14 protein-coding genes are annotated in these 21,711 nt (G+C 68.6%); 12 read left to right on the top strand and 2 right to left on the bottom strand.

The features are described from left to right. Window positions 1-86: 86 nt before the first annotated feature. From AC1DKV_RS30445 to AC1DKV_RS30415, 7 genes are all read left to right on the top strand, one after another. Window positions 87-2,606, top strand: coding sequence for a PKD domain-containing protein (locus tag AC1DKV_RS30445; protein WP_477138696.1), 2,520 nt, complete (start codon window positions 87-89; stop codon window positions 2,604-2,606). A 278-nt stretch (window positions 2,607-2,884) separates the two neighbouring features. Next, entirely contained in the window at window positions 2,885-4,885 is a 2,001-nt protein-coding gene (locus AC1DKV_RS30440) for a cytochrome-c peroxidase (protein WP_477138695.1), read from the top strand. 64 nt (window positions 4,886-4,949) lie between these two features. Then, complete coding sequence (locus AC1DKV_RS30435; protein ID WP_477138694.1) at window positions 4,950-7,418, top strand: PKD domain-containing protein; 2,469 nt, start codon at window positions 4,950-4,952, stop codon at window positions 7,416-7,418. 178 nt (window positions 7,419-7,596) lie between these two features. Continuing rightward, complete coding sequence (locus tag AC1DKV_RS30430) at window positions 7,597-9,825, top strand: multicopper oxidase family protein (protein ID WP_477138693.1); 2,229 nt, start codon at window positions 7,597-7,599, stop codon at window positions 9,823-9,825. A 72-nt stretch (window positions 9,826-9,897) separates the two neighbouring features. Next, window positions 9,898-10,389, top strand: a complete 492-nt coding sequence (locus tag AC1DKV_RS30425; RefSeq protein ID WP_441643379.1) for a hypothetical protein — start codon at window positions 9,898-9,900, stop codon at window positions 10,387-10,389. A gap of 12 nt (window positions 10,390-10,401) precedes the next feature. Next, complete coding sequence (locus AC1DKV_RS30420; protein WP_477138692.1) at window positions 10,402-11,367, top strand: SCO family protein; 966 nt, start codon at window positions 10,402-10,404, stop codon at window positions 11,365-11,367. Window positions 11,368-11,453: 86 nt separating this feature from the next. Beyond that, window positions 11,454-12,680, top strand: a complete 1,227-nt coding sequence (locus AC1DKV_RS30415) for a DUF5666 domain-containing protein (protein ID WP_477138691.1) — start codon at window positions 11,454-11,456, stop codon at window positions 12,678-12,680. A gap of 152 nt (window positions 12,681-12,832) precedes the next feature. Here the strand turns inward: AC1DKV_RS30415 and AC1DKV_RS30410 are convergent, their stop codons facing one another. Further along, entirely contained in the window at window positions 12,833-13,456 is a 624-nt protein-coding gene (locus AC1DKV_RS30410) for a hypothetical protein (protein ID WP_477138690.1), read from the bottom strand. A 216-nt stretch (window positions 13,457-13,672) separates the two neighbouring features. On the opposite strand from AC1DKV_RS30410, the gene AC1DKV_RS30405 reads away from it, so the two are divergent. After that, window positions 13,673-14,614 (top strand): alpha/beta hydrolase, encoded by a 942-nt coding sequence (locus AC1DKV_RS30405; protein WP_477138689.1) that lies wholly within the window; start codon window positions 13,673-13,675, stop codon window positions 14,612-14,614. A gap of 130 nt (window positions 14,615-14,744) precedes the next feature. Here the strand turns inward: AC1DKV_RS30405 and fabI are convergent, their stop codons facing one another. Then, window positions 14,745-15,533 carry an enoyl-ACP reductase FabI gene (gene fabI / locus AC1DKV_RS30400; RefSeq protein ID WP_441618354.1) on the bottom strand — a complete coding sequence of 263 codons (789 nt, stop codon included), beginning with the start codon at window positions 15,531-15,533 and terminating at the stop codon, window positions 14,745-14,747. A 239-nt stretch (window positions 15,534-15,772) separates the two neighbouring features. Here fabI and AC1DKV_RS30395 point away from each other — a divergent pair, with 239 nt between their 5' ends. From AC1DKV_RS30395 to AC1DKV_RS30380, 4 genes are all read left to right on the top strand, one after another. Continuing rightward, window positions 15,773-17,653: an extracellular solute-binding protein gene (locus AC1DKV_RS30395; RefSeq protein WP_477138688.1), complete on the top strand. Its 1,881-nt coding sequence runs from the start codon at window positions 15,773-15,775 to the stop codon at window positions 17,651-17,653. A gap of 27 nt (window positions 17,654-17,680) precedes the next feature. Beyond that, window positions 17,681-18,730 carry a microcin C ABC transporter permease YejB gene (locus tag AC1DKV_RS30390; protein ID WP_477138687.1) on the top strand — a complete coding sequence of 350 codons (1,050 nt, stop codon included), beginning with the start codon at window positions 17,681-17,683 and terminating at the stop codon, window positions 18,728-18,730. Further along, a complete protein-coding gene (locus AC1DKV_RS30385) occupies window positions 18,727-19,854 on the top strand; it encodes an ABC transporter permease (RefSeq protein ID WP_477138686.1) in 1,128 nt (375 codons plus the stop codon). The genes AC1DKV_RS30390 and AC1DKV_RS30385 overlap by 4 nt, the downstream gene beginning before the upstream one ends. Window positions 19,855-19,952: 98 nt before the next feature. Beyond that, window positions 19,953-21,593 carry an ABC transporter ATP-binding protein gene (locus tag AC1DKV_RS30380; RefSeq protein ID WP_477138704.1) on the top strand — a complete coding sequence of 547 codons (1,641 nt, stop codon included), beginning with the start codon at window positions 19,953-19,955 and terminating at the stop codon, window positions 21,591-21,593. Window positions 21,594-21,711: the final 118 nt, after the last annotated feature.

The following is a 21,711-nucleotide window of genomic DNA, read 5'->3' as shown; positions in this document are numbered from 1 at the left end:
CGGCGCGAGGCAAGTCGACGGGCCCGGGGGCGGGCGGTGGCGCCCGACCGGGCGCGCCAGGGTGACGATAAGTGGAGGGCAATATCATGAACGACGCGATTGACATGACTAGGCGGCACGGGGCGGCACGTGCAGCGCTTCGCACGACGCGAGAGCGGCTGGCGTACCGGCGGCTCGGGGCCTGGCTGGCGACGATCCTGCTCCTGGTGCAGCTGTGCTGGCAGCAACAGGCGCTGGCGCAGCTGCCGCCGCCGGGCACGGCATCGCAGTTCGACATCGTGGGGTTCCTGCAGGAGGCCACGTTGAACGGGCCGAACCCGACCGCCGTCACCGGCGGCAAGCTCAAGGTCAATGGCCACGTGGTGGTCGTGCCGGACCACACCATCGTGATGCTTCCGGCGAACGCGCTGACCTGGAAGGAGCTGTTCGACCAGGCGCCGGCACCCTACACGGGCGTGTCGAGCGGCATGGCGCTCGCCGACTCGCCGCAGCCGCTGACCACGTATGAGGTGCACGTGATCGGCAATCGCGTCGGCGACACCTATATCGCCGGGCTGATCTTCCTGTCGCAACAGGACCTGAATGCCGGCGCGGGCTATATCAATTACATCGATTACGCCGCCGGCGAGATGTACGTGGGCGGCAAGCTGACACTCGACCTTGCCACCGGCGTGCCGCAGAACGTGCTGTCGGCCGGCAATCCGGGCACGCGCGTGCGCATCAACGATCCCGACGGGAAGTACGGGCGCGCGGGCAGCCCCGACAAGCGCTTCACGCTCGATCCTGACAACCCGACCATCCGCAGCGCCACCGGCTTCCCCATGTGCCTGCCGCGGACCAACCCCAATGATCCGCAGGCCATTCCCGATGCGCTGTGCCCGCAAGGCAACCGGCCCAAGGACGTGGCCGGCAACTTCGTGCCGGCCTTCACCATGCCGGCGCCGGCTGCGCTGGCGCCGGGCCAGCTGCCCGACCCGCGCATCATGGCGCCGTTCCAGGTCGGCGACTACGTCAACTTCGCCGGCACACTGGTGACCGACAGCGGCACCAGCGGCGCGTACCCGGGCGGCAGCGCCGGCACCTACGTGTCCGCGCATACCGTGACCAACAACGTGGCCATCTATACCGCGCCCGGTACCAACCCGGCCTACGTCGCGGTGKAGGTYACGATCATCGGCACGGGCGGGCTGACCGTGATCGGCGCKGGCGAGGCCGCGATCCGCACGCGCTTCGAAGGGATGACCACCGACCCGAGCCGCAACATCCATCTCTACGGCATCGACGTCAACACCGACGGMTCGACCACCGATCGCGACTGGGGCACGATCGCGGTCGACCCGGGCCCGCCGAACGGCGCGGTACAAGGCCGCTGGCGCTTCCGCCCGCCGTGCACCGCCGTCACGGCGACGGTCAAGGCCTGCACGCCTCCCGCGGGCGGCAACTTCATCCCCMCGACGCGCGAGGTGCGCGCCGTGATCGAAGGCGCGTGGACGCCCGCGACCCGGCAGGCCGACACCGGMGGCGCCAACGGGCTGATGGCAGGGCAGTATCGCGCGCCGATCCTGGAATACATCTTCCCGGAGAACGTGCCCGGCACGCCGCCGCCGCCCAACAACTTCGAGACGATCCCGTTCCTCGCGCAAGGCGGCTACACGTCGTCGGCCGGCACCATCGTCGGGCAGCTCAACCCGTGGCCCGGCGCGCAGGCACCGGGCACCTGCACGGCGCCGGCCGCCAATGCCGGCACCGACTTCAGCGTGGCCTCGGGCGCGCGGGCGGTACCGCTCACCGGCAGCGCGACCGGCACGGGGCCGTTCACCTATGCCTGGCAGGCCGTGTCGCCGCCGGGCACGGTGATCACCAACCCGACCTCGCCGAACCCCACGTTCGACGCGCCCGTCATTGCAGCCGGCGGCGCCGCGCAGACGATGACGTTCCGGCTGACCGTCACCGGCTGCAAGAACCAGACGGCGACGTCCACCGTCACCGTGACGGTGCTGCCGCCGAGCCACCCGGTGCCGGTGATCAACCCGATCGCGCCGGTCACCGTCAACTCGGGCGTGCCGGTCACGCTGACCGCCAGCAGCAGCGGCGCAGCGGGCACCACGTACACGTGGACGCAGACGGGCGGCCCGGCGCAGGCGTTCTCGCAGCAACCGGCGGGCTCGGCGTCGATCCGCTTCACGCGGGCAATTCCGCTCGKGCAGATCACGCGCGACGTGCTGACCTTCACCGTGACCGCGAACGACGGCGGRCAGGTGTCGCAGCCGGTCAGCGTCACGGTGACGGTTGTGCCGGTGCCCGACGTGGTGACMGTCACCACGGCTGAGTACCGCACGTCCAAGCAGCGACTCGACCTGACGGTCACGTCGTCCATCGTGAACCCGAACCTGGTGTTGACGCTGCAGCCGTACCGCACCACCACGGGCGCGCTGTTCGACCCCGGCACGCTGGGCGCGACGCTGGCCAATACCGGCGGCGGCACCTACACGCTGGTCCTGGTCGGCGCGCCGCAGCCGGCGGCGCCGCCGGCCACGCCGCTGACCGTGAAGTCGAGCATCGGAGGCACGAGCCCGCAGACGGCACTGACGCGGATACGCAACTAGTACGCAAAGGGCATGGCCGGGATGCGGTTCGCGCCGCATCCCGGACCACCAGCCCGCCTTGACAAGCATTGCGCCAGGGCGCGCCGCGCGCGGCGCACACCTGGTGGACACGGGGAGAGAGGGTCATGAGCCAGCACCAGCCCGGAGACGGGGTAGGGGGAGCGTTGCCCGAAGCTGCGCGGGCAGCGCCAGCGGCAGCGACAGCGCAAGCCTTCGGGGAAGCGGCGGCACAGGCCGCGCAAGAACATTCGGGGGCGCGCCGGCGGGCAGCCCGGCGCGTGGCGCGGTGGCTCGTCGCGGGCGCGGCAGGCGCGTTGCTGGTGGTGCCACTGGTCGGCTCGCACCTGCTGCATGCCCAGTCGTCGACGCAGATATTCCCGGTGCAGCGGCCGCTCGGGTCGCTCAAGACGGTGCCGGTGCCGGGGCCGACTGACCAGGAGCTGGCGGAGTTCGTGCGCGACAAGACCGCCGCGGTCCAGCTCGGCAAGGCGCTGTTCTGGGATGCCCGCGTGGGCAGCKACAACCGCACCGCCTGCGCCACCTGCCACTTCCATGCCGGCGCGGACAACCGCATCACCAACCAGATCAACCCCGGACTGCTGGCCGGCGACACCGCGTTCCAGGCGGGCGGCAACTATGCCGGCCCGAACTACACGCTGCGTGCGGCCGATTTTCCGCTGACACGCCATGGGGACATCGACGATGCGGGGACCATCGCCGCGGACGTCAACGACGTGGTGTCATCGCAGGGCGTGTTCACGGCGAAGTTCGATGCCGTGCGCGCCAATGCCAGGCCAGACGACTGCACCGTGGTCACCGATTCGGTGCTGCACGGCGGCACCGGCTTCGACCTCAACGGCGTGAACACCCGGCGCGTGGAGCCGCGCAATACGCCGAGCGTCATCAACGCGGTTTTCAACTTCCGCAATTTCTGGGACGGCCGGGGCAACAACGTGTTMAACGGCGGCGACCCGTTCGGCCTGCGCAACACGCAGCCGCTGGCGTGGAAGTTCGACAAGGGTGTGCTGCGCAATGTCGCCGTCTCGCTGTCCTCGTCGTCGCTGGCCTCGCAGGCGTCGGGCCCGCCGATGAGCGGCAACGAAATGAGCTGCCAGGGGCGGGCGTTCGTGGAGCTGGGGCAAAAGCTGCTCAAGGAGCGCCTGCTGGCCGATCAGGACATCTCGCCGCGCGACAGCGTGCTGGGCGCCTACGCGCTGCGCGCGCCGACGTACGCGGAGCTGATCAGGAAGGCGTTCCGTCCGGAGTTCTGGTCCGCGCCGGTCATCCTCAGCCTGCCGGGCTCGCACGCACTGAACTTCAAGCCGATGGACCTGCAGCGGCAGCGCCGCCGGGACGACAATGACTTCGACTTGCGGCGCTTTCGCGGCAACCTCGTCACCACGCAGATGGAGGCCAACTTCGCGTTGTTCTTCGGCATCGCGGTGCAGATGTACGAGGCCACGCTGGTTTCCGACGATACGCCGTTCGATCGCTTTGCCGAGGGCGACCGCACCGCGCTGACCGCGCAGCAGATGCGCGGGCTCATGCTGTACCAGGAGCGCGGGCGCTGCATCAGCTGCCATGGCGGCCCCGAGACCACCAACGCGGCGTTCAGCAACGTGCAGAACCAGCGCGTGGAGCGCATGACCATGGGTGACGGCGCCGTGGGCATCTACGACACCGGCTTCTACAACATCGGTGTGCGGCCGACGCGGGAGGATATCGGCCTCGGCGGCAACGATGCGTTCGGCAATCCGCTGTCGGAAACGCGCATGGCGCAGCTCGGCAAGGGCGCGCTGCTGGGCAACGGCTTCGGCAGCAGCCCGTTCCCGCAGGGGCAGCGCATCGTCGCGGACGGGGCGTTCAAGGCGCCGGGCCTGCGCAACGTCGAGTTCACCGGGCCGTACTTCCACAACGGCGGGAAGTCCACGCTGATGCAGGTGATCGACTTCYACAACCGGGGCGGGGATTTCGCCTACGCCAACCGCGACGACTTCGATTTCCATGTGGGCCCGATCGGCCTGAGCCAGGCCGAGAAGGAGGATCTTGTGTCGTTCCTGCTGTCACTGTCGGACGACCGGGTGCGGTACAGCCGCGCGCCGTTCGACCATCCGTCGATCTGCATGCCGAACGGTCACCAGGGCGGTTCGCGGTCCGTGGCGCAGGACGTCCGCAAGGGGACCGCCATCGACCTGATGCAATGCGTGCAGGCGGTCGGGGCCGACGGCACGCGCAAGGGTTTGCAGACGTTTCTGGGGCTAAGTCCGTTCGCGCACTGAATTGCGGCGTCGAGACCGCGTCATGCAGAACGTTGCGCTGAATGGCAAATGGGGAGGCCATCGTATGTCGGATCCAATCGAACCAACCGGCGGCGCGGGGGCGCGCCGGGGCAGTGGCCGGGGCGTGGTCGGGGCGCCGTTCGCGCTGCTGTGGCTGCTGGCGCTGGCCGTGCTGGCGGCGCTGGCGATGCCTGCCCGCGCGCAGGCGCCGGCGCCTGGCGTCGACGCGCAGTTCGACGTACTGGGCTATATCCAGGAGGCCACCCTCGACGGCTGCGGCGACGCGCTGTGCGGCGGCAAGATGCGGGTCAACGGCCACACCATCGTCATTCCCGCCAATACCATCGTGATCCTTCCGGCCAACGCGCTGACCTGGAAGGAGCTGTTCACACAGGCGCCGGCGCCGTACACCAACGTGGCCACCGGCATGGCGCTGGCTGACCTGCCGGCGCCGCTCAGCGGCTACGAGGCGCACGTGATCGGCAACCAGGTGGACGATGTCTATATCGCCGGCCTGGTCTATATCTCCCAGCAGTCGCTCAACAGCGGCACGGGCTTCATCAACTACATCGACTACGCGGCGGGCGAGCTGCGCGTGGGCGGGCGGCTGGTGCGCGACGGCGGCGGCGTGCCGCAGAACGTGCTGGACGCCAGCAAGCCCGGCACGCGCGTGCGCATCAACGATCCGGGCGGGCGCTTCGGGCGCGCCATGTCGCCGGACCGGCGCTTCACGATCGATGCCGACAACCCGACCATCCGCAGCGCGACCGGCTATCCGATGTGCGTGCMGCGCGTGGACGCGTCGCGCCAGGCCGACGATGCGGCGTGTCCGCAGGGCAACCGGCCCAGGGACATCAGCGGGCAGTTCTCCACCAACTTCACCATGCCTGACCCGGCGGCGCTGGCGGCCGGGCAACTGCCGGACCCGCGCATCATGGCGCCCTTCGAGGTGGGCGACCATGTCACCTACTCCGGCACGCTGGTCGGCGACCGTGGCGCTCAGGGCCCGTACCCGCCGACCGACGCGACCTATGTGTCGGCGCACACGCTGGTCGCCAACATCGGCATCTTCACGGCGCCGTTCACGGACCCCGCATATGTCGCGATCGATGTGACGATTCTCGGCAACGGCGGCATCTCGGTGCCGGCGAACCAGGAGGCAGTGGTGCGCACGCGCTTCGAGGGCGTCACCACCGACCCCAGCCGCAATGTCCTCCTGTACGGCATCGACGTCGCGCCCGACGGCACCACGAGCGAGCGCGAATGGGGCATCGTGGGTGTCGATCCCGGCGCCCCGACCGGCACCGTCAAGGGCCGCTGGCGCTTCCGCCCGCCATGCACGGGCCTGGTCGCCACGTTCAATTTCTGTTTCGGCCCGCTCGAGGAGAACACGTTCCTGCCGGCCACGCGGGAAGTGCGCGCCGTCATCGAGGGTGCGTGGACGCCGGCCACCAGCACGCCGCTGAAGAATGGCCTGATTGCCGGGCAGTACCACGCGCCGATCCTCGAATACCTGTTCCAGGAGAGTTTCCCCGGCGTGACGCCGCCGCCGATCAGCTTCGCGACGATGCCCTTCCTGGCCAGGGGCGGCTACAGCTCGTCGAGCGGCGTCGTGKCCGGGCCGCTCAAACCCTGGCCGGGATCGGGCCAGCCGGTGTCATGCACGGCGCCCCGGGCCAGCGCCGGCGCCAACATGACCGTGCAATCGGGCGCAACCAAGGTGCAGCTCAACGGCACCGCGAGTGGCTCCGGGCAGCTTGCCTACGCATGGACGCCGCCGAAGGGCGTGACGCTCGCACCGTCCGCCTCGGTCCTCAACCCGACCTTCACCGCGCCCACGGTGACGGCCACCAACACGCTGCTGTTCACGTTGACCGTGACCGGCTGCGACGGCCTGCAGGCCACCTCGGCGATGACCGTCACTGTCACGCCGCCGCAGGCCGCCGTGCCGTTCGTCAGCCCGTTGTCGCCCCTGACGGTGCCTTCGGGCTCGACGGTGGTGCTGACCGCCAATGGCACCGGCGCCCACAAGCTCAGCTACACGTGGACGCAGACCGGCGGGCCGCCGCAGGCATTCAGCCAGCCCAGCGGCAGCGCGAGCATGACGGTCAGCCGCGCGTTGCCGGTCGGCCAGTCCGCCAGCGACGTGCTCGCGTTCACGGTGATCGCCACCGACACGGTCACCAACGCGAAGTCCGCGCCGGTGACGGCCACCGTCACKTTCACGCCGGCGGCGGACACCGACACCATCACCGTGGCCGAGTACCGCATCTCGCGGCAGCGGCTCGACGTGACGGCGGTCTCGTCCGTGGCCAGCCCGAAGGTCGTCCTCACGCTGCAGCCATACCGCACGACCAGCGGCAGGCTGTTCGACCCGGCCACGATGGGCAACACGATGACCAACAACGGGGGCGGCAACTACACGCTGTCGCTGGTCGGCGCGCCACAGCCCGGGCCGGGGGAGGGCCTGGTCGTGAAGTCGAACCTGGGCGGCAGCAGCCCGCCGACGCCGTTGACGCGCGTGCGCAACTGACGCTGCGCGCAGTGGGATGCAGTACCCGGGAGGCTGCCGCGGCGGGCCTCCCGGCGACCACGGGCGGAAGGCGCACATGTGCGCGCCTTACCGGCCGGGCGCAGGAAGCGGCAATGCTTGTACGGGGAGGGCCGGCGCATGCGCCGGAAAAGTTCGACACCGAGACGGAGAGGAAACCATGCTGTATCTACCCAGTAACGCACCGGCAGAAGAGGTCCGCAAGGCCGAGCGGGCACGACGGAACCGGCTGGAGATCGTACAGGCACTGTCGCACGGGAAGGTCACGCGGCGCGAACTGCTCAAGTGGGGGCTGATCACGGCGACCGGCATGCTGGCGAACAAGCATGGGCTGAACCCCTTCGTCGGGCAGGCGTGGGGCAAGGGCGGCAGCGGCAGCAGCGGCAGTGGCAGCGGCGGCAGCAGCGGGTCTCCCACCGGCATCGCAGCCAGCTCGCTGTTTGGCGCGGCGCCGTTCAGTCAGCCCATGCCGCGCATGGACGTGCTGCCGCGCAAGCCGGTTTCGGCGCTGAGTCCGGCGCCCACGCACGAGGCCAACACCACGCTCCAGGCGGTGCCGGCGGTGCTGGGCGGCGGCTTCGGCCCGGTCGAAGGCCGCCCGCCCGGCCCGATCTGGGCGCACCAGGGCTGKGACATTCTTCCGCCCCAGGTCGCCTACGAGGTGGCCACCAGCGGCCTTACGCACAACTTCGCCTACAACCCTGGCGTCGACTCGCGCCTGAACTGCGGCATCGATCCGCTGCATTCGGTACAGACGTGCTTCCACCCCAGCATGCCGGACCAGTCGGCKACCAAGTTCTGGACCTTCAACGGCACGTTCCCGCCCAAGCTGGTGCTGGCCCGCTACGGCGAGCCCATCTTGTACCGCCACCACAACGCGCTGCCGGCCGACCGCACGCAAAACGGCGGCTTCGGCCTCCATACGCTGTCGACGCACGAGCACAACGGCCACCATGGCGCGGAGAACGACGGGTTCACCKGTGCATTCTTCTTCCCGGGCCAGTTCTACGACTATCACTGGCCGCTGGTGCTCGCCGGCTTCCGCTCGATCAACACCACGGCCAGCGACCGGCGCGCCGGCAGCCCGGACGGCAACGGCGGCATCACGAAGATCCCCGGGGACTGGCACGAGACCATGAGCACGCACTGGTTCCACGACCACATGTTCAGCTTCACATCGCAGAACGTCTACAAGGGCGTCGCGGCGATGATGAATATCTACAGCGCGCTGGACCGCGGCAACGAGTCGATCAACGACGGGGTGAACCTGCGGCTGCCGAGCGGGCGCGCCAAGGACTGGGGCAACCTCGACTACGACGTCAACCTGATGCTGGCCGACAAGGCGTGGGACCGCGACGGCCAGATGCAGTTCGACATCTTCGACCTCGACGGCTTCCTGGGCGACCAGCCCACCGTCAACGCGGTGTACAAGCCGTACTTCGAGGTCGAGCGCCGCAAATACCGCTTCCGCATCCTCAACGCCTCGGTGTCGCGCTTTTTCAAGCTGATGCTCAGCGACGGCTCGCCGATGATCCAGATCGGCAACGACGGCAACCTGCTGCCGCGCCCGGTCGTGCTGTCGCAGCTCGACGAGATGGGCATCGCCGAGCGCTACGACATCGTTATCGACTTCTCGCGCTATACCAATGGCGCGCGCGTGCAGCTGGTCAACCTGGCCGAGCACGACAACGGCAAGCGCGTGGCGCATGACCTCACGCTGGGCGAGGCGCTGTCGGGCAAGTCGAAGGACACGTGCGTGGGGCCGATGCTCGAGTTCCGCGTGGTGCGCGATCCGCCGCAACCCGACCTCAGCCAGGTGCCGGCCACGATGATCCCCAACCCCGACCTGTCGAAGATCCCGGTGGCGCGCGAGCGCACCTTCATCCTCGGGGACGGGGCGAAGCAGACGACCGGGAAGTCCGCTTCGGGCTTCTTCGGCCCGTGGGGCATCCGCGTGGATGGCGGCGACACGCTGGCGGCGGACTACGGCCGGGTGTCGGCGGCGCCAAAGGCCGGCACGCGCGAGATCTGGAACCTCGTCAATGCTGGCGGGGGCTGGGACCACCCGCTGCATATCCATTTCGAGKAGGGGCAGATCCTCGAGCGCGATGGCAGTGCGCAGAAGGTGCCGGCCTGGGAACAGGGCCGCAAGGACGTCTACCGGCTGCACCCGAGCGGCAAGCTCAAGATCACGATGCAGTTCCGCGACTGGGGCGGCATGTTCATGGAGCACTGCCACAACACGGTTCACGAAGACAACGCCATGTTGCTGCGATGGGAGATCGATGACTCGGGCTCGCCGTTCCTGCGTCCGTTGCCGACGCCGATCCCGACACCGCAGGGGGTGACGTTCCAGGATCCGGTCGAAGTCCTGAAGACGGCGCTCTAGGCAAGGGGCGGACCGGGACCCCGGCGGCGCSGGGGTCCGCGGCGGTGGCATGCAGCGTAACGGAGGGACATCATGAGGCAGGAAAGAAGGGGCGGGCCCGGAAGGGCCGGGATCGGCATCGTGGCGCTCTGGCTGGGGCTGGCGGGCGCGGTGGCCGATGCCGGCGCGCAGCCGGCCGAGGAACCGCAGACCCACTCGTCCGCGGTGCGGGTGGCCGGCAAGATGCCGGAGGCCGACGAGAACGTCGTGTTCTCGGGCATGGCGACGATCGACACCACGTTGATCGTCGCGCCGCCGGCGGCGCCGGTGGCGGAGATCGCGTTCGACTTTTCCGCGGTGTCCGCGCGCGGGGAAAGGAGCGGCATCGCATACCGCGTGGACAGCCCGACCAGCCTGCAGCGCAGGCTGACCCTCGGCGAGACCATCGAGGTCAGCTTTCCGTACTACCCGGAGGGCGAGCCGCTCGCGGCCCGGTCGGCGACCGCTTCGTTCAGGCTGCTCACTAGCGGCAAGACGTCCCGGGCGATCGTGGTGGGCACCGCGCGGCCGGGGCCGGCGAACTGAGGAGGGCGCGACATGCCGACCAGCCAGTACCTGCGCCGCGCCGCGGCAGCGTGGTGGATGTTGTGGACGACGCTGTGCATGGCGGCGCTCGGCGCCGCCATGCCGGCGCGCGCCCAGACCCCGTGGGGCGCGGACTATTTTCCGAACGTGGAGCTGAAGACCCAGGACGGCAGGACCGTGCGCTTCTATKACGACCTGCTCAAGGGCAAGGCGGTGGCCATCAACCTGGTCTACTCGAGCTGCGAGAACATCTGCCCGCTGGAGACCGCCAAGCTGGTAGAGGTGCAGAAGCTGTTCGGCGAGCGCATGGGCCGTGACATCCATTTCTACTCCATCGCCATCGACCCCTGGGACACGCCGGCGGAGCTGAAGTCCTACGCGAAGAAGTTCGGCGTGGGACCAGGCTGGCTGTTCCTGTCGGGCAAGGAAGCGGACATCCGGCTGATCGCGCGCAAGCTGGGCCTGTCGCGCGCCAACGATCCGGAGACGCGCGACGGCCACAGTGCCACGCTGATGGTCGGCAACGTGCCGGCGGGGCAGTGGATGCGGCATTCGGCCATCGACAACCCGCAGTTCCTCGCCACCGCCATCACCAACTTCATGGGCTGGAGCCGCCCCGCGCCGGCGCAGGCGCCCGCGGTGGACTACGCGCTCGCCAGGCCGGTGCTGATGGGGCGTGGCGAGGTGCTGTTCCAGAGCCGCTGCGCTGCGTGCCATACGGTCGGCCATGGCGACCGCMTCGGCCCCGATCTGCAGGGCGTCACCGCGCGCCGCATCAAGCCATGGCTGACCCGCTACGTGACCGAGCCGGACAAGATGCGCGCCGAGGGCGATCCGACGGCCGTGCGCCTGTTCCGGCAATACAACGAGCTCCGCATGCCGAACMTCGGGCTGGGCGGCGAGGACGTGGCCGCGTTGCTCGGCTATCTCGAGACGCGGGACAGGGCCAACAGCGCGGTCAGGGCCGCCGTGCCCTGACGCGCGAGCCGGGAACGACCACGGTGCTGCGGACCGCGCCCGCGGCACGGTGGACTCGATGTAGTGMAACAGAGAAGGGGACCAAGATGACGATGACTMGCTCGAAGCGCCGCCTGCCGGCGCGACAGATCTGCCTGGCCGCCGCCGCCGGCTTCACGGCGCTCCTGGTGGCCTGCGGCGGGGGCGGGGGCGGCGGCGACAGCGGCACGCCTGCCGCGCCGGCGGCGACCACCACCGCGACGACGTTCAGCGGGCCGATCTCCGGATTCGGGAGCATCTTCGTCAACGGCGTGCGCATCGACAACAGCGCGGCCTCCATCACGCTGGACGACGACAATCCGGGCGGGCGCGACGACGATCTCAGGCTGGGCATGGTGGTGGAGGTCCAGGGCCAGCGCGACAACGCGGGCGCGACCGGCCGGGCCACCAGCATCGCGTCGCGCAGCTTCGTGCAGGGCCCGGTCTCGACCGTCAATGCCGGGGCCGGCACGCTCACCGTGTTCGGCGTCAGGATCACGGTCACCCCGTCGACCGTGTTCGACGGCAGCGGCCTGAGCGGACTGGCCKCGCTCGCGCCGAACGACATCGTCGAGGTGCACGGCCTGCCCGACGCCACCGGCGCCAGCCTGAAGGCCACGCGCATCGAACGCAAGGCCGCGGGCAGCGAGGCACGGCTGACCGGCATCGTGCAGAACGCCGCCGCCAGCACCTTCACCATCAACGGCATCACGGTGCAGTTCACCCCGGGCGTGCTTGCCAACCTGCCCGGCGGCGTCGTCAACGGCGCCACGGTCCGCGTGAAGGGCACGCTCGCCACGCCGACGGTGATTGCCGCGACGCGCGTGCGCGGCACCAGCCTCGTCCMGGCCATCGTCGCGGGCCAGCGGGCAGAGCTCGAAGGCGCCATCACGCGCTTCACGTCGGCGACGGACTTCGAGGTGTCCGGGCTGCGGGTGACCGTGCCGGCGACGGCCGTGGTCAGCGGCACGCCGGTGCTTGGCGCGCGCGTGGAGGTCAAGGGCACGGTCGCGGGCGGGGTGCTGAGCGCCACGCAACTCGAGGTCGAGGACGAGGCGCACGAAGCCAGCGAAGCCAACGAGCTCCACGCCGTGGTGGCGAGCATCGACAAGGCCTCGCTCACGCTGACGCTGCGCAGCGGCACGCTGGCCGTGCAGTGGAGCAGCGCGACGGCGTTCGACGCGGCGACCCTGCCGCGCGGCGCGGAGAGCCTGCTGGTKGGACAGCGGCTGGAGGTGCGCGGCAAGGTGGCCGGCAATGTCGTGCTCGCCAGCCGCATCAAGGTAGACAACTAGGCAAGGCAGCATCCGGCGGGGAAGGCGCGCGGCGGTCAGCCGCCTGCGCGCGTCCGGCCGCCGGGTGCCGGTCGGACCGGTACCACGGCTGACCTGGACCGGGTATCTTTGACCCGCGTAGCGAACACCMCCCTGCTACGCGGGCTTTTTTTTCAGATCGGGTTATTCATGGCTGGCGACGGCTTCCTGCTCCTGGCTTGCGTGCCGCCGGGCGCCGTGTGCGCCGGGCGGGGCGGACTGCGCAGGGCGGGGCCCGCGGCCGGCGCGGCGCGGCTGCTCCCGCGCGCGAAGGGGATGCCGTGCGGAAACCAGTAGACGGTGGCGGCGCMGGATGCGAAGCCGCCTAGCCCCGKGTAGCCGGCCCCGGCGTAGGCAGTCCGGCGCACAGGGATGCCGGCCAGCGCGTCCGTGTTCTCCACGAATTGCCAGCTGCTGTCAGCACGCCTGCAGGCAATGCCGATGACCTGCCAGGGGGCATTGTCGATCACGGCCTGTACCGACACCTGGTCGCAGGGGGACCCGACGACCCAGCCCCGCCCCGGGATCGGCGCGGCGGTCGGGACGGTGGTCGGCACGGTCATCGGGTAGTGCAGCCCGTCGGCCATCGGGGCGGCCATCGTGTCGGCCCAGGGTGGAGCCATCGAGTCCGCCAGCGGCGCGGCCATGGTATCCGCCAGCGGGGCGGACCACTGCCMGTGCGCCTGATTCGCCACTCCACCTGCGCCCAGGCCAAGGGCGACGCACATCGCTACCAGCGCTCCTGCTTTCCTCGTCATGATCTCCGCCTCCCGCCCCTGGCCGGATTGCGCGTCMGTCTCTCCGGTAGTCGCCCCGCCGGCCATTGCCGCGMCGGCCGCGCCGATATCGCCCTCGATTTCTTTCACTCTAGGGCACCGTCGTGCGGCCTGCCCGCCATTTACGGCGGCCGGCGTGCGGGCAGCGGCGGCCAGTCAGGACTAAGATCTCATCAGCGGGCTGCCTGCGGTTGCGGCATGCGCGGTATCGACATCCTGGCCGATCTCATGTCCAACTTCTCAAGCGCCGCCGGAACCGGCGGCACCGGGGCCGGTGGCACCAGAAAAGTGCGCTACTGGCTGGCCGGCGGGGCCTGTGTGCTGCTGGCCGCCGCCGTGGCGCGCCATGCGCTGTTCCTGGCCGTCGAGAGCGACGCGTTCGAGCCCAAGCCGGCCAGCGCCGCCGACGCGCTCACGCMCGACCGCCTGGGCGCGCCGTCCCGCCAGTTCGCGTTCGCCAGCGGCGAGCGCATGCTGCGCGCGTCGTGCGTGCTGGCGCAAAGCGCCGAGGCACCGGCGCTGCTGATCTATCACGGCGACGAGGAAAATCTCTCCGACTGGGCCAGCGCGCAGGCGCTGCTGTACCGCAACGGCATTGCCTCGTGCGTGTTCGACTACAGCGGCTACGGCGCCAGCGGCGGCAAGCCSGGCGTGCGCAACCTGCGGGAAGATGGCCTGGCGGCCTACAGCCAGTTCCTGGCGGCCACGCCGCAGGCTGCGCGGCGCTATGTGATGGGGTTCTCGCTGGGCTCCGGCGCGCTGCTCGACGTGGTCCAGGCGCTGCAGCCGGCGCCGGCGGGCATGGTGATCGCTGCCGGCTTCACATCGGCGCGCGAGGCGGCCGTGGTCACGGGGCGCGTGCCCGCGTGGATGGCGCGGCTGCTGCCCGAGCCATGGGACAACGAGTCCCACCTGCGCGAATCCCGGCTACCCGTGCTGTTCGTCCACAGCCGCGCCGACGAAGTCATTCCGTTCGCGCATGCCGAGCGCCTGGCCGGCGCCGCGGCCGGCACCAGGCGCCTGGTGGCGCTCGACGGCCTGCCGCACGACGCCGCCATCGAACCCGAGCGCCAGGATCCGTTCTGGGCGCCGATCGTGGGTTACCTGCGCTCAGGCTCCCTGGAAGGCAACGGGGGCTAGCGATGCGGCCCGGGGCAACCTCCACAGTCCACCGGGAACTGCCAAAAGGAACAAAAAAAGGACGCCGGCCCAAGCCGCACGTCCTTTTCCGAGGCAATGCCAGGTATCTCCCGGCAGTACCGCTTCCGGCTTACGCTTCCGCGGGCAGGCTCGCGCCAACCGTGTTGAAACCGGCGTCCACGTACGTGATCTCGCCCGTCACGCCGCTGGACAGGTCCGACAGCAGGAAGGCGGCCACGTTGCCGACTTCCTCGATGGTCACGTTGCGGCGCAGCGGCGCGGCTTCCTCGAAGTGGCCCAGCAGCTTGCCGAAGCCCTTGATGCCGGAGGCGGCCAGGGTCTTGATCGGGCCGGCGGAGATGCCGTTGGCACGGATGCCGCGCGGGCCGACCGATGCGGCGAGGTAGCGCACGCTGGCTTCGAGCGAAGCCTTGGCCAGGCCCATGGTGTTGTAGTTGGGCACCGTGCGTTCCGCGCCGAGGTAGGTCAGCGTCAGCAGCGAGGCCTTGTCCGACAGCATCGGCAGGGCGGCCTTGGCCAGGGCGGGGAAGCTGTAGGCGGAGATGTCGTGGGCCACCCGGAACGCTTCGCGCGACAGGCCTTCGAGGAAATCGCCGGCGATCGCCTCGCGCGGGGCGAAGCCGATCGAGTGGACCAGGCCGTCGAGCTTGTCCCAGTGCTTGCCCAGTTCGGCGAAGGTATTGGCGATCTGCTCGTCGCTGGCGACATCGCATTCGAAGACGAGGTCGGTGCCGAATTCCTTGGCAAAGTCGTTGATGCGGTCCTTGAAACGCTCGCCGACATAGGTGAAGGCGAGTTCCGCGCCTTCGCGTTTGCAGGCCGATGCGATGCCGTAGGCAATCGAGCGGTTGGACAGCAAGCCGGTGATCAGGATTCGCTTACCTGCCAGAAATCCCATAGGTTCTCCAATGATGTTCGAGGCGGACGGGCACGGTTCGTGCAATGGCGTCCGGGGTTGCGGCGCGCACCGCGCGGTGGCTGCGCTGCGGCAGGCTGACGGCCGGCATGGCTGCGGCGCCGCGTACTGGAATGTCCGGATGGCTGGACGCCATCCGATCCAAGGTAAAATTGTCTCATAACTTGACCGCGCCGCCGACGGCCGCGGACTGTCCGATTCAGGTGGAGGACCCAAACCGGATGCATATTCGCGCACGTAGACCGCTTCAGGCGGCATGGCAGCGCTTCCGCACGATGTCGGTGCTGGGCTGTGGACTGTTAGCCCTGGGTGCCGCGGGTTTTCCCCTATCAGCTGACGCAGCCCATGGCTTCGCACAGTATGGTGAACTCAAGTATCCGGCCGATTTCACCCATTTCGACTACGTCAATCCCGACGCGCCGCGCGGCGGGACGCTGACCCTCGCCAATCCCGACCGGCGCACCAGTTTCGACAAGTTCAATCCGTTCACGCTCAAGGGTACGTCGGCCCCCGGCGTGAATTCGTTGATGTTCGAGTCGCTGCTGATCCCCAGCGCGGACGAGACCGCCAGCGCCTACGGCCTGCTGGCAGACGACGTCACCGTGGCTCCGGACGAGCTGTCCGTGACGTTCCACCTGCGCCCGAAGGCGCATTTCAGCAACGGCGACCCGGTGCTGGCGAGCGACGTCAAGTATTCCTACGAGATGCTGATGAGCAAGGCGTCCAGCCCGGGCTACCGCAGCATGTGCACGGACGTGAAGGCGGTCACGGTAGTGGGCCCGCACACGGTGCGCTTCGATTTCAAGYAGCGCAATATCGAGCTGCCGCTKATCGTCGGCTCGCTGCCGGTGTTTTCCAGGAAGTGGACCGCCACGGTGCCATTCGAAAAGCTGACCTTCGAGGAGCCGGTGGCAAGCGGCCCCTACCTGGTCGACCGCTACGACGCGGGGCGCGGCATCACGTTCAGGCGCAATCCGGCGTATTGGGGCAACGATCTGGCGGTGCKGCGCGGCACCTTCAACTTCGACCGCGTGGTCTATCGCCTGTACAAGGACGAGACCGCGAAGCTGGAAGCCTTCAAGGCCGGCGAGTTCGACGCCATCGTGGAGTACAAGGCCAAGAGCTGGGCCAAGAGCTACGAGGGCAAGCGCTTCTCCAACGGCGACCTGATCAAGACCGACTTCCCGCACCGCAACGGGGCCGGCATGCAGGGCTTCGTGATGAATATGCGCAAGCCGATGTTMCAGGACGTGCGGGTCAGGCAGGCCCTGATCCTGGCGCTGGACTTCGAATGGCTGAACCGCCAGCTCTTCTATGGCGCCTACCGCCGGCTCGACAGCTGGTTCTCCAACAGCGAACTGGCCGCCAGCGCCACGCTCGATGGCCAGCCCGGTCCCGGCGAACTGGCGTTGCTGGAGCCGCTGCGCTCGCAACTGGCGCCGGAAGTGTTCGGCCCCATCGTGACGCAGCCCACCACCAATCCGCCGCGCTCGCTGCGTGACAACCTGCGCGACGCGCGCAGGCTGCTGGCGCAGGCCGGCTGGACCTACGAGGATGGTGCGCTGCGCAATGCCAAGGGCGAGCCGTTCGTCTTCGAGTTTCTCGACGACGGCGGCGCCATGAGCCGCGTCATCACCACCTATGTGCGCAACCTCGAAAAGCTGGGCATCGAGGTGAACCAGCGCACCACCGACTTCGCGCTGTACCAGAAACGCCTGGAGGACTTCGATTTCGACATGGTGTCGATCCGTTTMCCGGATTCCCAGAGCCMSGGCAACGAGCTGCGCGACCGCTTCAACAGCGAAGCAGCCACCACGCCGGGATCGGACAACCTGTTCGGCCTCAAGTCGCCGCCGATCGACCGCCTGGTCGACAATGTGCTGCACGCCCATACGCGCGAGGAACTGGTCAATGCCGGGCGGGCGCTGGACCGCGTGCTGATGCACGGCTACTACATCGTGCCCAACTGGTACAGCGCGTCGCATCGCGTGGCATACCGCAAGGAACTGATCTACCCGGAACGCCTGCCGTATTTCTACACGGCCGAAGGCTGGGTCCTKAGCAACTGGTGGCGTACCGACACCAAGCCGGCTGCCCGATAAGCGCGGACTGGAACAGAAGGAACCGAGATGCTCATTTACCTCCTCAAGCGCGTCCTGCTGATGATCCCGACCCTGATCGGCGTCATCACCCTGACGTTCGTGGTGATCCAGTTCGTGCCCGGCGGCCCGGTCGAGCAGATGATGATGGAGCTCAAGGGGCGGGGCGGTGGCGGCGAGGCCAGCGGCGGCGGCGCGGAATATCGCGGCCGCCGTGGCGTGGACCCGGACAAGATCAAGGAAATCCAGGCGCTCTACGGCTTCGACAAGCCGCCGCTCGAGCGCTACTTCATCATGCTCAAGCGCTTTGCGCGCTTCGACCTGGGGCAGAGCTACTTCCAGCACCGCAGTGTGTGGGAGCTGGTGAAATCCAAGATGCCGGTGTCCATCAGCCTGGGTTTGTGGACCTTTTTCCTGACTTACCTGATATCGGTGCCGCTCGGGATCTCCAAGGCGATCCGGGCGGGCARCCGGTTCGATGTGGTCACCAGCATGGTGGTGCTGGTGGGCTATGCCATTCCGGGCTTCGTGCTGGGCGTGCTGCTGCTGGTGTTGTTCKGCGGCGGCACCTTCGTGCAGTGGTTCCCGCTGCGCGGGCTGACTTCCGATGACTGGGACCAGCTTTCGATGATGGGCAAGGTGATGGACTACCTGTGGCACCTCGTATTGCCGATCACCGCCTCGGTGGTGGGCAGCTTCGCGGTGATCACCATGCTGACCAAGAACGCGTTTCTCGAGGAAATCCGCAAGCAGTACGTGCTGACCGCGCGCGCCAAGGGGCTGGCCGAGCGCCGCGTGCTGTGGAAGCATATTTTCCGTAACGCGCTGATCCCGCTGGTGACCGGTTTCCCGGCGGCCTTCATCGGCGCGTTCTTCACCGGCTCGCTGCTGATCGAGACCTTGTTCTCGCTCGACGGGCTCGGCCTGTTGTCCTACGAGGCAGTGCTGCGGCGCGACTACCCGGTCGTGCTCGGCACGCTCTACCTGTTCACCCTGATCGGGCTGGTCACGCGGCTGATCTCCGATGTCTGCTACGTGATGGTCGACCCGCGCATCCACTTCGAGGCCGTGCACCGATGAAATTCCGCTCKCGCACGCTACCCAACGGCCTGCCCCATTCGCCGTCGCCGCGCCAGCGCGCCTGGCAGCGCTTTCGCCGCAACCGGCTGGGCTACTGGAGCCTGATCCTGTTCGTCGCCATCTTCGTGCTCAGCCTGTTCGCCGAAGCCTTGTCGAGCGACCGGCCGCTGGTGGTGAAGTACAAGGGCGAATGGTATTTCCCCATCGTCAAGGTCTATCCGGAGACGACCTTCGACGGCGACTTCCCCACGCGCACGGATTATCTCGATCCGTTCATCCGCAACCGCATCACCAGCAACGGTAACTTCGCCGTCTTCCCGCCCAACCGGTATTCCTACGACTCGCTCAACTACTTCTCCAAGGAGCCCAATCCGGCGCCGCCTTCGGCGGAGAACTGGCTGGGCACGGACGACCGGGGCCGGGACGTGCTGGCGCGGCTGCTCTACGGTTTCCGCGTGTCCGTGCTGTTCAGCCTCGCGCTGACGCTGATCGGCGTGCTGATCGGCACGCTGAGCGGTGCGCTGATGGGCTTCTTCGGCGGGCGCTTCGACCTGATTTCCCAGCGCGCCATCGAGATCTGGAGCTCCATGCCCGAGCTCTACCTGCTGATCATCTTCGCCTCGATCTTCACGCCCAGCCTGGCGTTGCTGATCATCCTGCTGTCGCTGTTCGGCTGGATGGGCTTGTCCGACTACGTGCGCGCCGAGTTCTAYCGCAACCGCTCGCTMGACTATGTGAAGGCGGCRCGYGCGCTGGGCCTGTCCAATGTGCAGATCATGTGGCGCCATATCCTGCCCAACAGCCTGACGCCGGTCATCACGTTCCTGCCGTTCCGCATGAGCGCGGCCATCCTGGCGCTGACCAGCCWCGATTTCCTCGGGCTGGGCGTGCCACCCACCACGCCCAGCCTCGGCGAGCTGCTGGCGCAGGGCAAGGCCAACCTCGATGCCTGGTGGATTTCCCTTTCGACCTTTGCCGTGCTGGTGCTGACCCTCTTGCTGCTTACCTTCATGGGCGACGCCCTGCGCGACGCCTTCGATACTCGCCTGGGCCTGGCGCAGTTGCGCGKCCGCGTGGAGCCGAAGGCGCCCGAAGGCTCGCMGGCCGCGGAGGTGACGCCATGAGCGCGCTGCCACAAGCCGGCGCCGCGAATGGCGCCTCGAATGGCGCCAAGAACGGCAAGAAGCCCCGCCCCGAAAGGGGCGCTGCCGGCGGCCCCCTGATGTGCATCGAGCGGCTTTCCGTCACGTTCGGCCACGGCGAGGATGCCACGMGCGCGGTGCGCGACGTCAGCTTCGACCTGCGCGCAGGCGAGCGCTTCGCGCTGGTGGGCGAATCCGGCTCGGGCAAGACCGTCACGGMGCTGGCCATGCTGCGGCTGGTGGAGGATGCGCGCTACCAGGGCGCGGTGCGCTTCGAGGGGCGCGACCTGCTGCAGGTGTCGGAGCGCGAGATGCGGGGCATCCGTGGCGGCGACATCGCCATGATCTTCCAGGAGCCCATGACGGCGCTCAACCCGCTCTACACGATCGGCAACCAGATCGTGGAGACGCTGGCGCTGCACGAGGGCCTGGACCGCCGMGCGGCGCGCGAGCGCGCCGTGGCGCTGCTCGAGCGCACCGGCATTGCCGACGCCGAGCACCGTTTCGACAGCTTCCCGCACCAGCTTTCGGGCGGCCAGCGCCAGCGCGCCATGATCGCCATGGCGCTGKCGTGCCGGCCGAAGCTGCTGCTGGCCGACGAGCCCACCACGGCGCTCGACGTGACCATCCGCGTGCAGATCCTGGAGCTGCTGCGCGACCTGCAGAGCGAGTTCGGCATGGCGGTCATGCTGATCACGCATGACCTCAACCTGGTGCGGGCCTTTGCCCAGCGCGTGGGCGTGATGGAGAAGGGCGTGCTGGTGGAGGTGGGCGAGACCGCCGAGGTCTTTGCCGCACCCCGCCATCCCTATACCCGCAAGCTGATCGACAGCCGGCCGCGCCGCGAGGTGCTGCCGCTGGTGCCGCTGTCGCCGGTACTGCTCGAAGCCCAGCGGCTGTGCGTGAACTACGCGCGCAAGCGGCGCGGCCTGGCCGGCTGGTTCGGGCGCGACCATCTTGCTGCCGTGAAGGATGTCGATTTCACGCTGCGCGAGGGCGAGACGGTTGGCATCGTGGGCGAATCGGGATCCGGCAAGACCACGCTGGCGCACGCCGTGCTGAACCTGACGCGGCGCACCAGCGGCGAGATCCGTTTCCTCGGCCGCAGCCTGGACGATGTCTCGCGCCGCGAGCGCAGCACGCTGCGATCGCGCCTGCAGGTGGTGTTCCAGGATCCGTTCGGTTMGCTTTMGCCGCGCATGACCATCGAACAGATCGTGGGGGAGGGCCTGGCCCTGCACCAGCCGGGGCTGTCGCGCGACGCCATGCGCCAGCGCGTCACCGAGGCGCTGCGCGAAGTGGGCATGGACCGCACCGCGCTGGGTCGCTATCCGCATGAGTTCTCGGGCGGCCAGCGCCAGCGCGTGGCGATTGCGCGCGTGCTGATCCTCAAGCCCCAGGTGCTGGTGCTGGACGAGCCAACCTCGGCACTCKATGTCTCGATCCAGCAGCAGGTGCTTGCGCTGCTGACGCAGTTGCAGCGCAAGTACAACCTCAGCTACCTGTTCATCAGCCACGATCTCGCCGTGATCCGGGCGATGGCGCATCGCGTCATCGTGATGAAGTCAGGCGAGGTGGTCGAGGCGGGGGAAACCGAGGCCGTGCTGGGTGCGCCGCAGCACGCTTACACCCGCAAGCTGATGCTGGCAGCCGAGATTGGTGCGGCGGATCCCGCGGCGCCGCAAATTGGTGCAACTGAATTCAGGGTGTCACCGGATTGACTCGCGCCTGACTCGCGCCTGACATAACGAAAACAAGAAAGCAGATGCGACTTTTGTCGTATGGGCTTGATTCCAAAGCCTTTTAGGTGGATTTTGTAACGTACTTTGACATGTGAAT

Source organism: Cupriavidus sp. 05T41 (assembly GCF_056396525.1).
Note: the sequence above shows the minus strand (reverse complement) of the source record. Positions and strands in the feature narration are given on the sequence as shown.

Coding starts and splice junctions, on each gene's coding strand:
- AC1DKV_RS30425 (WP_441643379.1), top strand. CDS start 9,898: ATGAGGCAGGAAAGAAGGGGCGGGCCCGGAAGGGCCGGGATCGGCATC.
- fabI (WP_441618354.1), bottom strand. CDS start 15,533: ATGGGATTTCTGGCAGGTAAGCGAATCCTGATCACCGGCTTGCTGTCC.